The organism is Bradyrhizobium sp. AUGA SZCCT0283 (assembly GCF_018130385.1).
Lineage (GTDB): Bacteria > Pseudomonadota > Alphaproteobacteria > Rhizobiales > Xanthobacteraceae > Bradyrhizobium.
On the sequence record NZ_JAFCLU010000003.1, the window covers coordinates 1 to 13,054 of the forward strand.

The 13,054-nt window shown below is 63.5% G+C and carries 12 protein-coding genes and 1 pseudogene; 8 read left to right on the plus strand and 5 right to left on the minus strand.

Annotated features, from left to right (window positions below):
• Window positions 1-1,529: 1,529 nt before the first annotated feature.
• The 3 genes and pseudogenes from JQ624_RS05535 to JQ624_RS05545 form a co-directional block, all read right to left on the minus strand.
• Window positions 1,530-1,829: pseudogene (locus JQ624_RS05535) on the minus strand (IS30 family transposase); the annotation flags it as partial.
• Between the two features lie 7 nt (window positions 1,830-1,836).
• The gene (gene ubiA / locus JQ624_RS05540) at window positions 1,837-2,763 is read right to left on the minus strand and encodes a 4-hydroxybenzoate octaprenyltransferase (protein WP_212417858.1); all 927 of its coding nucleotides are present in this window, start codon (window positions 2,761-2,763) and stop codon (window positions 1,837-1,839) included.
• Window positions 2,764-2,773: 10 nt separating this feature from the next.
• Window positions 2,774-3,436, minus strand: a complete 663-nt coding sequence (locus JQ624_RS05545; protein ID WP_212418181.1) for a hypothetical protein — start codon at window positions 3,434-3,436, stop codon at window positions 2,774-2,776.
• A gap of 203 nt (window positions 3,437-3,639) precedes the next feature.
• On the opposite strand from JQ624_RS05545, the gene JQ624_RS05550 reads away from it, so the two are divergent.
• The 6 genes from JQ624_RS05550 to JQ624_RS05575 all read left to right on the plus strand — a co-directional run bounded on the left by JQ624_RS05550 (window position 3,640) and on the right by JQ624_RS05575 (window position 9,614).
• Window positions 3,640-4,392 (plus strand): 16S rRNA (uracil(1498)-N(3))-methyltransferase, encoded by a 753-nt coding sequence (locus tag JQ624_RS05550; RefSeq protein WP_212417859.1) that lies wholly within the window; start codon window positions 3,640-3,642, stop codon window positions 4,390-4,392.
• A 168-nt stretch (window positions 4,393-4,560) separates the two neighbouring features.
• Window positions 4,561-5,739, plus strand: coding sequence for an ATP phosphoribosyltransferase regulatory subunit (locus JQ624_RS05555; RefSeq protein WP_212417860.1), 1,179 nt, complete (start codon window positions 4,561-4,563; stop codon window positions 5,737-5,739).
• A complete protein-coding gene (gene hisG / locus JQ624_RS05560; RefSeq protein WP_212417861.1) occupies window positions 5,736-6,713 on the plus strand; it encodes an ATP phosphoribosyltransferase in 978 nt (325 codons plus the stop codon). Before JQ624_RS05555 ends, hisG begins: the two co-directional genes overlap by 4 nt.
• Window positions 6,714-6,788: 75 nt before the next feature.
• On the plus strand, window positions 6,789-7,838 hold the full coding sequence (locus JQ624_RS05565) for a glycosyltransferase family 2 protein (protein WP_212417862.1): 1,050 nt from the start codon (window positions 6,789-6,791) through the stop codon (window positions 7,836-7,838).
• Window positions 7,835-8,677 carry a ChbG/HpnK family deacetylase gene (locus JQ624_RS05570; RefSeq protein WP_212417863.1) on the plus strand — a complete coding sequence of 281 codons (843 nt, stop codon included), beginning with the start codon at window positions 7,835-7,837 and terminating at the stop codon, window positions 8,675-8,677. Before JQ624_RS05565 ends, JQ624_RS05570 begins: the two co-directional genes overlap by 4 nt.
• Window positions 8,678-8,807: 130 nt before the next feature.
• Complete coding sequence (locus JQ624_RS05575; protein WP_212417864.1) at window positions 8,808-9,614, plus strand: DUF2076 domain-containing protein; 807 nt, start codon at window positions 8,808-8,810, stop codon at window positions 9,612-9,614.
• 76 nt (window positions 9,615-9,690) lie between these two features.
• Here the strand turns inward: JQ624_RS05575 and JQ624_RS05580 are convergent, their stop codons facing one another.
• A complete protein-coding gene (locus JQ624_RS05580; RefSeq protein ID WP_212417865.1) occupies window positions 9,691-10,482 on the minus strand; it encodes a L,D-transpeptidase in 792 nt (263 codons plus the stop codon).
• A 304-nt stretch (window positions 10,483-10,786) separates the two neighbouring features.
• Here JQ624_RS05580 and JQ624_RS05585 point away from each other — a divergent pair, with 304 nt between their 5' ends.
• Window positions 10,787-11,563, plus strand: a complete 777-nt coding sequence (locus JQ624_RS05585; protein WP_212417866.1) for a protein phosphatase CheZ — start codon at window positions 10,787-10,789, stop codon at window positions 11,561-11,563.
• A 186-nt stretch (window positions 11,564-11,749) separates the two neighbouring features.
• Here the strand turns inward: JQ624_RS05585 and JQ624_RS05590 are convergent, their stop codons facing one another.
• Entirely contained in the window at window positions 11,750-12,265 is a 516-nt protein-coding gene (locus JQ624_RS05590) for a hypothetical protein (protein ID WP_212417867.1), read from the minus strand.
• A 361-nt stretch (window positions 12,266-12,626) separates the two neighbouring features.
• Between JQ624_RS05590 and groES the strand changes: the two genes are divergently transcribed.
• Window positions 12,627-12,923 carry a co-chaperone GroES gene (groES, locus tag JQ624_RS05595; RefSeq protein WP_212417868.1) on the plus strand — a complete coding sequence of 99 codons (297 nt, stop codon included), beginning with the start codon at window positions 12,627-12,629 and terminating at the stop codon, window positions 12,921-12,923.
• The last annotated feature ends 131 nt before the right edge of the window (window positions 12,924-13,054 follow it).

Sequence of the window (13,054 nt, forward strand, 5' to 3'; positions counted from 1 at the left end):
GCGCCACAGCAGTGCGTCAATTACTTTCGGCATGCTGGCTATGGACAATGACCCGCATCAAGTGGAAAGCGCTCTAGGTTGGTCTAAATGACCGGTTTGCCGACGTCTCCCCCAAATCAATCTTTTGTCGGACGCGTTTATCGCCGCCGACTTTCCGCCAGCGTAATAGCGCCGGCAGCCACCAGGACAATGACGATGACAGTGGCAAGCGCCTCCACTGAGGCCAGGGTGTCGTACCAGTTGTTCCAAAGCTCAAGCATGCGCTGGCCTCTATCGAGCGCGCGCCCACCAGCGATAAAATACAATCTGTCGAAAGGACGTGCCTTCGCGCACAAGAATGCAATGCTACGTTTCGTCGCGTGCGTTTTGATCGCGCGGCAACATGACCTATGCTGTGCCGGTATTGGGGCCGCGCTACCTTTCGGACGCCCGCATATCGAGCGAAGGATTACGGTCGCCGCGCAGTGAGTCGGCCGGACCGAGAACATGATCGGCCTTGCCCTAAATGCTGGCATGCTGGCCGAGACTGGGATTGGCACCTTAAGGAAATTGCCGGCTCGACTGACGATGTCCGGTCTCTAGAGGGCAAAGCCGGACCTCGTGGCTGCACTGCTCGATGTCTGTCCGATTTAACCGGCGGAGATAAGAACATGCGATATGCTTTGGTCATCGCGATGTTGCTTGGGTCGACGCTTTTTGCTCAGGCGGAGCCAATCGATCGTGACAAGTGGATCGCGCAGACTGGAAAAGCGAGCAAATCCTGCCTCGCTAAATTTCGGCAGAAATTCGGGGAAGACAAGGGCCACAATTACTCACGCTGTGTGACAGATCAAACTAACAAAGCGATCGATGACTGCGTTGGCAGTAGTGAGTTTTCTAGCTGTGTTTTAGAAAAGTCATTGAGGGTATTGGAAGTCTGCGACCTCTCGAGCTGCTGAAAGTACACGTCTCAGGTTGCCTTATCTAATATCGTGAAGGAGCCTCTCGCAACCAACAGCGAGTCGCCTGAACCTCTTCGGTGTACGGCCCGTGCTTGTAGATGGCGAGAACTACCACGGGCTGCGCGAGCCCAAACCTCACCATGGTCGTCGCGCAAGCTGGAGAGGCGATTGAATAACATCTGGACGCCGTCTATTGGCACAAACCGGCGGTTGGCGGATGGGCAGAGCATGTCCGCTCTGCGCAAGTATTTCAGACATCAACTTGTTCCGCTATTGCCAGGGCGTCATCGACCTCGATGCCGAGATATCGCAGATAGTGTTGAAAAAGTCTTCTTGGGGTGACGACCAGAATTTTTCAGGGCCGCTGATGCGTTTCGCACGCGGCGATATTAGGGGCCACATCGATTCACACAAAAACGACCACGGAGCTTCGTATGAGCGCTACGGAGTATTGCAGTGGTGGAGTCGGCTAAGAATCAGCTTTTGCGAGGTTTTCGGCGTCGTTCAGTTTTAGACTTTTGCAACACTATCGGCACTTTTTGAGACATGCCGAGGCGATCTGATTATGTCCGATGTTCGGGTGCCGGCTCAACCGGTCGACGCAACACAGGCGTTAAATCTCTGTGCTGGTGTTTCAAATTGCAAGGTCTCACGTGGTCGTTCGTTTAGCTGACGAGCCACTTTGTTCAGATGGGCTTGCGAATGCATCGACAAGTCGGTGCCCTTAGGAAAGTACTGTCTCAGCAGGCCATTGGTATTCTCGTTCGACCCGCGTTGCCACGGGCTTTGCGGATCGCAAAAATAGACGTCGATTTTGGTCGCCAACGTAAAGCGACGATGATCCGTAAGTTCCTTGCCCCGGTCCCAGGTCAGGGATTTATATAGCTCCACGGATTCAGCGCATCACCGCATCGGCCAGCAAGCCCGCGAACAAGAACAGCCCCGCATCGCGGTTGGACCTGAAGAGGCGCAGGCACAGCGCGGGATCGCTGATGTCCAGTCGCCGGATCTGCCGGGCGAGATGCGCGGCGAAGGCGATCAGGCCGATCCATGCCGGCCAGCGCGCGCCGCCCAGCACCAGTGCTGCGCCGATCAAGACCACCGCGAGCGAATACAACACCGAAAGCGCCAGGTGGGTGCGCGCGCCGAACAGGCGCGCGGTGGACTTGATGCCGATCAGCGCGTCGTCCTCGGTGTCCTGGTGGGCGTAGATCGTGTCGTAGCCGATCACCCAGGCGATCGAGCCGGCATAGAGCGCGAGCGCGGTCAGATCGATCCGCCCGAGCGTGACGGCGAACCCCATCAGCGCGCCCCATGAGAACGCCAGGCCCAGCACGACCTGCGGCCACCAGGTGATACGCTTCATGAAGGGATAGACCGCGACGATGACGAGCGAGGCGATGCCGGTCATGATCGCGAAGCGGTTGAATTGCAGCAGTACCAGAAGTCCGATCAGCGCCTGCAGGACCAGGAAGGCAAACGCCTGCGCCACGCTGATCTGCCCGGCGGGCAATGGCCGCGACCGCGTCCGCTCGACGCGCGCGTCGAGATCGCGGTCGGTGATGTCGTTCCAGGCGCACCCCGCCCCGCGCATGACAAAGGCGCCGATCAAGAACAGCACAATCACGAGCGGCAATTGCGAGACGTCGTGGGCAATGCCGGCGGCCAGCGCCGCCGACCACCAGCACGGCATCAGCAACAGCCACGATCCGATCGGACGGTCGAAACGGGAAAGCCGCAAGTAGGGCCGCGACCAGGACGGCGCGCGCGTATCGACCCAGTTGCCGGTCGCGTCGGCAACGCGGGCGGTCGCGTCGCTCATCGGACCGGGCTCATCGCGCGAGAACGTTGCCGTTCAGCGTATCGAAGGTGCTGCCGCCCTTCTTGACAGTCTGCGCCTCGGGGAGCGCCGCCGAAGAGCCCAGCACTTCGCTGAGGCTCGGACCGGCCGGTCCCCGTGCCTGCGCCTGCTGCGCGACGGCACAGACCTGATTCTGCATCTTCTCGGTGTTCTTGTGGCCGTTCTTGAGTTGATCGGCGATCTGCGGCGGAATTCCGCACTTGGCGGAATTCGTCTGGACATATGAGATCATCTTCAGTTCGGCCTGGCCGAAATTTTTAATCAGCTTGCAGGCCTCGTCCGGCGGCGCCTTGCGGTCGCTCGCGGCCTTGATCAGCTTGCCGCGCCGCTCGGCTTCCTCACGCAGGGGAACGAACCCTTTCATGCAGGCGTCCGCCGAACCGCTGGCCTGTGGCGGCGGCGCTCCGCCACCGAAGCCGCCACCGACCGGGGCGGCACCTTGCGTCGGGAACGGCGACGGCGCGCCGACCGAAGCCGACGGCGCAGCGCCATTCACTGGCGGAAACGGCGAAGCATTCGCAGGTGCCGCGCTCTGGTTGGGCAATGGCGCCGGAAACGCACCTTGCGCAAACACTTGCCCGGCATGAACGGTCACGACGGCAGCGGTCAGCGGCACAATCAGGCGGCGAATCATCAAGGGTTATTCTCCGGCAAGGTCAGGCAGCCCCAACGTCTTCCGAACGACGCAGATTTGCGACGGGCTTTTTACGATTCCTGCCGACGCTTAACAACCCGTTGATTGGGGCAGCAGCGCGGCGCATGGCTGCCGGAAAGCCAAAAACAGCCTCCGGATTCTAGCGCTTTAGGCTAAAAGCGCCCGGAAACGGAACATTACCGATGCCTGACCTCGATTTTCGCGCCCCTCGCCTGTTCGTCGACGCCCCCTTGCGCGAGGGCGAGAAAATCGCGCTGGAGCGCAACCAGAGCAACTATCTGGGCAATGTGCTCAGGCTTTCCGCCGGCGAAAACATCCTGGTGTTCAACGGCCGCGACGGCGAGTGGCAGGCGGAGATCGAGGGCCGCAAGCGGCCCGACAGTCTGACGATCGTCGCGCGGACGCGGACGCAGGACCGCCTGCCCGACATCGCCTATGTCTTTGCGCCGCTGAAACACGCCCGCCTCGATTACATGGTGCAGAAGGCAGTCGAGATGGGGGCCTCGGCGCTGCAGCCGGTGTTGACGCGGCACACCCAGGTTTCGCGGGTCAACGTTGAGCGGATGCGCGCCAATGTCGTCGAGGCCGCCGAGCAGTGCGGCATCCTGAGCCTTGCCGCCGTCGCTGAGCCGATCGCGCTCGACCGCTTTCTCGACAAGCGCGAGACCAAGCGCCTGCTGGTGTTCTGCGACGAGGCGGCCGACATCGGCAATCCCATCAAGGCGCTGCAACAGGGATTATCTGCGGCCGAGGGGATCGACGTCGTGATCGGCCCCGAGGGCGGATTTGCCGAGGACGAACGGGCGCTGTTGCTGCGGCAGCCGAGGGCGCTGCGGCTGTCGTTGGGGCCCCGCATCCTGCGCGCGGACACCGCCGGCGTCGCCGCGCTGGCGCTGGTGCAGGCGGCGCTGGGGGACTGGCAGGGGCCGGGATAGCCGATGGAGGGCTGATCCGGCGAAGCACCACCCATTAATTCAGTTGGCCAATCCCTGTCGAAACGCCGCCCCGGCCGTGCTAAGGCCTGCGCCAACGAGGCCCCGGAAGCCCCCGGGGAGCCCCAAACGAACCCTGGAACCCGGTTTTTCCGGATATTTGGACCTGAAATGACCGCGACCGCTGTCGTCAGAGGTGCTGCCGGGTCCGCCGCCTGGGCGGACGCGCTGCTATTGTCGTTTGCACAAGGCGGCTACGTCCAGGCCCACCCCGGCATCCTGCAGCCGGCCGAGCCGTTCCTCGACCTCTCCGGCGAGGACATCCGCAAGAGCCTTTACCTCACCACCGACGCCGCCGGCGAGGAGCTCTGCCTGCGCCCCGACCTCACCATTCCGGTGGCGCGCGACTACCTCGCCTCCGCCAGCGCCGGAAAGCCCGCGGGCTTCAGCTATCTCGGGCCGGTGTTTCGCTATCGCGGCGGCTGCCCAAGCGAATTCCTGCAGGCCGGCATCGAATCCTTCGGCCGGCAGGACCGCGCCGCGGCGGATGCCGAAATGCTGGCGCTGGCGCTGGAAGCAACCTCCGCCTTCGGACTGAAGAATGTCGACATCCGCACCGGCGACGTCGCCCTGTTCACCGCGCTGATCGACGCGCTCAATCTCTATCCGGTGTGGCGGCGGCGGCTGATCAAGGATTTCAACCGCAAGGTCAGCCTCACTGAGGACATCGAACGGCTGACGCTTTCGACCGCGCCCGGCCGCAACGAATATGAGGGCGTGCTGGCCGCACTTGCCGGTTCCGACCGCAAGGCGGCGCTGGCGCTGGTCACCGACCTGATGTCGATCGCCGGCACCACCAATGTCGGCGGACGGACGGTTGCCGAAATCGCCGACCGCTTCCTCGAACAATCGACGCTGAAAGGCGGCGCGCTGCCGCGCGACGCGCTTGCCATCATCAAGCGCTTCCTCGGCATCGCGGGCGATCCCGATGAATCGGTGGCGCAACTGCGTGCGCTCGCAGCCGACGCCAAGCTCGATCTTGCAGCCGCCATCGATCAGCTTGAAAGCCGCGTCGGCTTCATGGCCGCACGCGGCATCGACACGAAGCTCATGCGGTTTTCCACCTCGTTCGGCCGTGGGCTTGATTATTACACCGGCTTCGAATTCGAGCTGCACGACGCAGGGAAGACCTTGGGCAACGGCGTCGAACCGCTGGTGGCGGGCGGGCGCTATGATGGCCTGATGACGCAGCTCGGTTCGCCGACGCCGATCCCGGCGGTCGGATTCTCGGTCTGGATCGAGGCCCTGACGCAGTCAGGCAAAACCGTCTCGGAAGGGAGCGCCGCATGACCGCCCCCTTCGTTCTCGCCGTTCCCTCCAAGGGTCGCCTGCAGGAGAACGCCGAGGCCTTTTTCACGCGCGCCGGGCTCTCGCTGGCGAAACCGCGCGGCGCACGCGACTATCGCGGCACCATCGCGGGCCTCGACAATGTCGAGATCGCCTATCTCTCCGCGAGCGAGATCGCTTCGCAATTGGCGCGCGGCATGGTGCATCTCGGCGTCACCGGCGAAGACCTGCTGCGCGAAAGCATTGCGGACGCCGACAAGCGCGTGCTGCTGATCGACAATCTCGGCTTCGGCAGCGCCAATGTCGTGGTCGCGGTGCCGCAGGCCTGGATCGACGTCCGCACCATGGCCGATCTCGACGACGTCACCACCGGTTTCCGCGCCCAGCACAACCGGCGGATGCGGGTCGCGACCAAATACATCAATTTGACGCGCAACTTCTTCGCTTCCCACGGCGTGGTCGATTACCGCATCGTCGAAAGCGCCGGCGCCACCGAGGGCGCGCCTGCCGTCGGCACCGCCGAGATGATCGTCGACATCACCACCACCGGCGCCACCCTGGCCGCCAATGGGCTGAAGGTGCTGGACGACGGCGTGATCCTGCGCAGCCAGGCCAACCTCGTGGCGTCCCGCGATGCCGACTGGTCGACTGACGCCCGCGAGACCGCGCGCGTCATCCTCGACCACATCGCCGCGCGGGCGCGGGCCAGCAAATACCGCGAGGTTCGCACCCGGTTCGCCGGCTGCAACGATTCGCTGCTGGCGGAAGCCCACAACCGGTTTGGCGTGGTAGCACCGTTCGGCGGGCCGACCTCGTCGGGCATGATCACGCTGCACTGCCCGCCGATGCAGCTTTACGCGCTCGGCAGTTTCCTGCGTGAACACGGCGCCGACACGGTTTCGATCGCCTCGCTCGACTATGTGCTCGACCGGGAAAACCCGTTGTTTGCCAGGCTCGAGGCGTTCTTGCGGCAATAAGCCTGCCGTTTCGTTCATCGTTGCGACAGGTGGCGGCAGGTAGGATATACGGTTGGATAATCTGGGACCTGATCGATGACGCTCGGCTCTGACGTTTCCCGCCTGTCGACGACCGCAGCCGGCGCCGCCGCGGCGCAAGGCCTGTCGATTGTCGTGCCGCTGTACAACGAGGCGGCGGGGCTCGTTTTGCTGCACGGGCGGCTGGTCGGCCTCGCCCGCACGCTGAAGGCGCGTTACGGCCTTGCCAGCGAAGTGGTCTATGTCGACGACGGCAGCGCCGACAATACGCTGGCGATCGCACGCACGCTTGACGCTGATGCACTCGACATCCAGGTGGTGTCGCTGTCGCGCAATTTCGGCAAGGAGGCCGCGCTGATGGCGGGGCTGGACCATGCAAGGCGCGGCGCTGTTCTGTTCATGGACGGCGACGGCCAGCATCCGCCTGATATGGTCGAAAAGCTGGTCTCGCACTGGATCGATGACGGCTACGACGTCGTCTATACGGCGAAGGCGCATCGCGACAATGAATCGTTCCTGCGCCGCCAGGCGGTGCACGGCTTCTACGCGCTGATCAACTGGGGCGCGCGGCAGAAGATCCCCGAGGATGCCGGCGATTTCCGCCTGCTGTCGCCGCGCGCGGCCACGGCGCTGCGCCAGCTTCCCGAGCGCAACCGCTTCTTCAAGGGCCTGTCGAACTGGATCGGCTTCCGCCAGATCCGCGTCGATTACGAGCCAGCGCCGCGCGCGCACGGCGTCACGACGTTCAGCCCGGGCCGGCTGATCGGCCTGTCGATCGAGGGCTTGACGTCGTTCTCGGTGGCGCCGCTGCGCTTTGCCAGCCTGCTCGGCGTGCTGCTGGCGATCAGCGCCTTCCTGTTCGGCCTGACCATTCTCTGGGAGGTCTGGACCACCGGCAAGCAGGTCCCCGGCTATCCCTCGCTGATGATCGGCCTGATGACGATCGGCGGCGTGCAGCTCATCATGATCGGCATCGTCGGCGAATATATCGGCAAGATCCTCTCCGAGCTGAAGGCGCGTCCGATCTACTTCGTCGCCGAGCATTCCGAAAAGTGCGCCGATGGCGAGACGTCGGCGAGCGCCACTGAGCGGACCGCGGCGGAATGAACGATGCTGCGCCGCGCCGGATCTGGCTGTGCGCCGACGATTACGGGCTGGCCGATGGCGTCAACCGCGCCATTCGCGATTTGATCTCCCGCGGCCGTCTCAACGCGACCTCGGTGATGGTGGTAGGCCCGGCAATCGGGCGCGCCGAGGTCGCCGCGTTGCAGGACGCAGCGGCGAACAGCCCGCGTTGCGCGATCGGCCTGCACGCGACGCTGACCGCGCCGTTTCGTCCGCTGACGATGTATTTCCGGCCGCTCGATGGCGGGCTGTTCCTGCCGTTTCCGACCATGCTGCGATCAGGGCTGTTGCGGCGGCTCGATCCTGGAATGATCGAGGACGAACTGCTCGCACAACTTGCGGCCTTCAAGGAGCTGTTCGGCCGTGCGCCCGATTTCGTCGACGGCCACCAGCACGCGCAACTCTTCCCTGGGGTGCGCGACGCCTTCCTGCGCGCGGTGAAGGACGCAGCCCCCGGCGCCTGGGTCCGCCAGGGCGGACGCCTCAAGCCCGTGGCCAAGCTGCTCGGCGCGCCCAAGGCCCTGGTGCTCGACGTCCTCAGCGCGCAATTCCGCAAGCGCGCCGCGATCGCCGAAATCCCGTTCAATCCCGCCTTCGCCGGCGCCTATGATTTTTCGCAACAGCCCGATTTCGGCGTGCTGATGCGGCATTTCCTCGATGGACTGCCGGAAGGCGGGCTGGTGATGTGCCACCCCGGCTTTGTCGATGAAACCCTCGAGAGCCTCGATCCCCTGACGACCCAGCGCGAGGCGGAACACGCGTTTCTGGCAAGCGATCGATTCCCGACATTGCTGGCGGCGAATAAAGTTACATTGAGTTGATAAGACTTATGGAAATCCCGGCGTTTTGTCGCCTACCAAAATTTAATTCGGCCACCCACTACTTGCGACACAAAGCCCGCCCTACATCTCCCCGGCGCGTCGACGACGATCCGACGCGAGGGAGAGGGCCATGACACCGCAAGAACGCCAATTGATTGACGATCTTTTCGACCGGCTCGCCAAGCTGGAAAGCGCCAAGCGCGATCCGGAGGCGATGTCAGCGATCATGCAGGGCCTGCGCAACGCGCCCAACGCGGTCTATGCGCTGGTGCAAACGGCGCTGGTGCAGGACGAAGCGCTGAAGCGCGCCGACATGCGCATCCAGGAATTGGAAGCAGCGGCGGGTCAGCAAAACCAATCCGGCGGCTTCCTCGATTCGATGCGCGATGCGATCTTCGGGCAGAACCAGCCGCAGGGTTCGGTGCCCAATGTTCGCGCGCCTGAGATGGCCGGCGGCAGCCGGCCGGCCTGGAACACCGGGCAGGTGCTGCAGCAGACCCAGACGCCTGGCCAATATAATCAGCCGGCCTACGCCCAGCCCTATGGCGGCGCGCAGCAGCAGCCTTCCGCATTTGGCGGCGGCGGCTCGTTCCTCGGAACGGCGGCAGCGGCCGCGGCCGGCGTGGTCGGCGGATCGCTATTGGCTGGCAGCATCCGCTCGATGATGGGCGGCGGCAACCACCAAAGCTTCGGCGACACCGCGGGCCATAGCGGCGGAATTGAAGACCGCAGGCCATGGAGCGATCAGTCCGGCGGCAATCTGGCGCGCGACGCCGGGATCAACGACATCGGCTCGTCGGGCCGGCGCGCCGACAGCGACACCGGCTCGCGGCAGGGATTGTTCGATCAGGGCTCGCAGGACGATGATGACCTGGATCACGATTCCGACGGCTTTGATGGCGACGACAGCGACGATGGCGACAGCGATTACGCCTGAGCAACGCGAGAGCTGAAACAACAACGGCCGCCCATCGGGCGGCCGTTTCGATTCCATGAGTCCGATCGGCTACCGCTCAGATCACCACCACCCTGGCGCCGACGCCGACGCGGCCGTAGAGATCGATCACGTCTTCGTTGCGCATCCTGATGCAGCCGGACGACACGTTGGTGCCGATGGTCCAGGGCTCGTTGGAGCCGTGGATGCGATAGAGCGACGAACCGAGATACATCGCGCGCGCGCCGAGCGGATTTTGCGGACCGCCCTCCATGTGCCGCGGCAGGTCGGGACGCCGCGCCAGCATTTCCGGCGGCGGCGTCCAGGCCGGCCATTCCTTCTTCGCGGAGACCGTCTTGACGCCCGACCAGGTGAAGCCGGGACGGCCGACGCCGACGCCATAACGCAGCGCCTTGCCGTCGCCCTGCACCAGGAACAGGAACTTGTTCGGGGTGTCGATCACGATGGTGCCCGGGCTTTCCTTGCCGTGATACTCGACCACCTGCTTTTCGTATTTCGGATCGAGCGGACGCTGCGCGGGGTCGACCGCTTCCTCCTCCCGGCGCATCGACTGCTGCGGATCCATCGGCGGCAGCAGCGCGCGCCGCCCGCCATATCCGTAATCGGGCTGCGGCTGATAGGCCGGCACGCGCTGATAGCGCCCGCCCTGCGGCATGTCGCCGAACAGGAATTCGATGAAGCCGCCGCCCATGTTGGAGCGTTCAGCAGAGGCCATGCGCGCCGGCGCCGGCTCACGGGCGTAGATCACGCTGGGTTCGGCAATTGGCGAGGCGTCGATCGCTAAAGCCTCACTGGCGAAGCAAAGGCAAGACGCGCTCGCAAGGAGCGCAAGGGAGATTTTTCCGGACATCGACGTACTCTGTACTGTTCGTCATTGCGGGTTGGCGGCGGCTCGACGAACGCCGCTGCATGCGAGCAATACAAATCAAAACCTAATCGGTTTGGTAAACAGATCAGGCGTTTCGATTCACCACGTCGGCAATCGCGCGCGGATTTGTCCGATAGCGTTTATTTTGCGTGAACGCGCTCCCCTCATGGTTAATCGTTGGTATGCGGCCGCGGGGAAACCGCCGCCACGAAGCGTTCCGGCGTGAACCTCACGTTAAATCGCATCGGTTTAAAACACACCGGAAGTGAAGGGGTGGGAAAAACTCATGTCGGTCAACCGCAAACGTTTTCGTATCGAACAAGCTCTTCTGGGCGACGCGCCAATTGTCATGCCTGCCGTCGAAGGCGGCGAGATCGGCCCGATGCATCGTGAGATCATGGCCGAGCTGCGCGCGATCCGTGCACAGATGGCGGGCTTCGGCCACACCCCCGCCGCTTCGACCGAGCAGTCGGAGGTCACGCGCGAGATTGCCGAATCGCACGCCCTGCTGGAAACCTATCGCGCCCAGATCGAGCAGTGCGCGAAGCTCAAGGTCGAGCTCGACCTCATTCACGATGCGATCAACCGCACCAAACGCGAAATCGCCACGCTGCACGGCAAGAGCTTTGACGGCCAGGAAATGGCCAAGGTCAATGGCGAGCTCGGCGCCGTCGTCGGCGGCACCGAACAGGCCACCCAGCAGATTCTCGAAGCCACCGAAGCGATCGACCAGGCGGCCACCGCATTGTCCAAGAACATCTCGCCCGACCAGCAGAAGCTGCTCAGCGAGGAAATCCAGGAACGCGTCGTCTCGATCTTCGAGGCCTGCAATTTCCAGGACTTGACGGGCCAGCGCATCAGCAAGGTGATGAGCACGATGAAGTTCATCGAGCAGCACATCAATGCGATGATGGACATCTGGGGTGGCGTCGATGCCATCAGGGCGCACGCGCCCCCGATCGTCGATACCCGCGAAGGCGACGCCAAGCTGCTGAACGGCCCGAAGCTGGACGGCGACGACGGTCACGCCTCGCAGAACGACATCGACGCGCTGTTCGATTGATCGGACTGGTTAACGCTGACTAAACAAAATGCCGGCAGCGATGCCGGCGTTTTTTTGTTCAGTCGTCATTGCGAGCGAAGCGAAGCAATCCATGGGGCGGCGAAGCAAGTGTGGATTGCTTCATCGCTGACGCTCCCTTGCCAAACGCTTCGCGTTTGTCGCAGGCAATGACGAATTCATGCCGCCTCACGCCCGCGGCGCGCAGCGGACATAGACCATGTTGCCGTAGCGGACCGCAGCATCCTTGTCGATGAAGCGGGTGATCAGCACGCGGCCGTCGAACGAGACGATCTCGCGGTCCTGCTCGCCCGGCGTCGGGCCTGCCGGACCGATATAGTTCTTGCCGCTCGGGCTGCCCTTGAGCCGCAGTTCCTGCGGGGTGGCCTGGTCGGCCAGATGCATGACCACGCCGCCGGACTGGCCGGCGCCGATCACGTAAGGCTGCTTGCACTGCCCTCGCGCAGCGGCCTCGGTGCGGGGGCGGTCATTGGGATTCTGGAACGAGGCGAGGCCCCAGCGGCCGACGATTTCGTCGGCGCGGATGGTGGCGGGCATTTCGGGCGCGACGCCGGGCTCGGCCTCGGGCGCCGAACTGGACGACAGCGACGGCAGGCTCATGCTGCTGCACGCCGCCAGCAAGATCGTCAGCGCCGACGCGATCGCCAGATTGGCAACCGTACGCGCATTACGTGAGCTAATCATCGCATTCCCCCGAACAATTCCCTGGCAAATCCTTGGCCGCTCCCGTCAAGCAGTCGATAGGCAGCCAATCGCAAAAAGCCTGCCGGAGCAATGACGTCCGTTAAAATTACGCCGCTGCACCGATTTGGTTTCCGTGGGAGCATCCTATATTGGCCTCACCAAGGCCTTAACCCCCTTGTTTGCTTGACAGGATCAGCGCCAAGCCATATTCCCCGGCCCCACGTTTAGCACTCAAATACCACGATTGCTAAGGGTCATGCTGTCCCGCCCGGGGCGGCGTCGAATACCCGGCATTATCAGCCATTTTCGATGGCACAGACCTGAAACCACGCCTTCCAAAGGAACTTCAAGAGGAGACGTCATGGCCAAATCCAAATTCCGTCCGCTGCACGACCGCGTCGTGGTCAAGCGCATCGATGCCGAAGAGAAGACCAAGGGCGGCATCATCATTCCCGACAGCGCCAAGGAAAAGCCGTCGCAGGGCGAAGTCACCGCCGTGGGCCCGGGCGGCCGCGACGAGTCCGGCAAGCTGATTCCGATCGACGTCAAGGTCGGCGACCGCGTGCTGTTCGGCAAATGGTCGGGCACCGAGGTCAAGCTCGACGGCGAGGAACTCCTGATCATGAAGGAGAGCGACATCATGGGCGTGCTGACCTAAGGCACGCTGCCCTCACCCCCGAGGAGGCAGCGAAGCTGCCGCCTCGAAGGGTGAACATCCGCACAAATTCATCCTTCGAGACGCGGGCGATGCCCGCTCCTCAGCCATAACCGCGAAGCCGTTATGCAAGG

Excerpts from the sequence above, each read along its gene's own strand:
- JQ624_RS05585 (WP_212417866.1), top strand. The coding sequence starts at position 10,787 with ATGTCGGTCAACCGCAAACGTTTTCGTATCGAACAAGCTCTTCTGGGC.
- hisG (WP_212417861.1), top strand. The coding sequence starts at position 5,736 with ATGACCGCCCCCTTCGTTCTCGCCGTTCCCTCCAAGGGTCGCCTGCAG.
- ubiA (WP_212417858.1), bottom strand. The coding sequence starts at position 2,763 with ATGAGCGACGCGACCGCCCGCGTTGCCGACGCGACCGGCAACTGGGTC.
- JQ624_RS05550 (WP_212417859.1), top strand. The coding sequence starts at position 3,640 with ATGCCTGACCTCGATTTTCGCGCCCCTCGCCTGTTCGTCGACGCCCCC.
- JQ624_RS05545 (WP_212418181.1), bottom strand. The coding sequence starts at position 3,436 with ATGATTCGCCGCCTGATTGTGCCGCTGACCGCTGCCGTCGTGACCGTT.
- groES (WP_212417868.1), top strand. The coding sequence starts at position 12,627 with ATGGCCAAATCCAAATTCCGTCCGCTGCACGACCGCGTCGTGGTCAAG.
- JQ624_RS05555 (WP_212417860.1), top strand. The coding sequence starts at position 4,561 with ATGACCGCGACCGCTGTCGTCAGAGGTGCTGCCGGGTCCGCCGCCTGG.
- JQ624_RS05565 (WP_212417862.1), top strand. The coding sequence starts at position 6,789 with ATGACGCTCGGCTCTGACGTTTCCCGCCTGTCGACGACCGCAGCCGGC.
- JQ624_RS05575 (WP_212417864.1), top strand. The coding sequence starts at position 8,808 with ATGACACCGCAAGAACGCCAATTGATTGACGATCTTTTCGACCGGCTC.
- JQ624_RS05570 (WP_212417863.1), top strand. The coding sequence starts at position 7,835 with ATGAACGATGCTGCGCCGCGCCGGATCTGGCTGTGCGCCGACGATTAC.
- JQ624_RS05580 (WP_212417865.1), bottom strand. The coding sequence starts at position 10,482 with ATGTCCGGAAAAATCTCCCTTGCGCTCCTTGCGAGCGCGTCTTGCCTT.
- JQ624_RS05590 (WP_212417867.1), bottom strand. The coding sequence starts at position 12,265 with ATGATTAGCTCACGTAATGCGCGTACGGTTGCCAATCTGGCGATCGCG.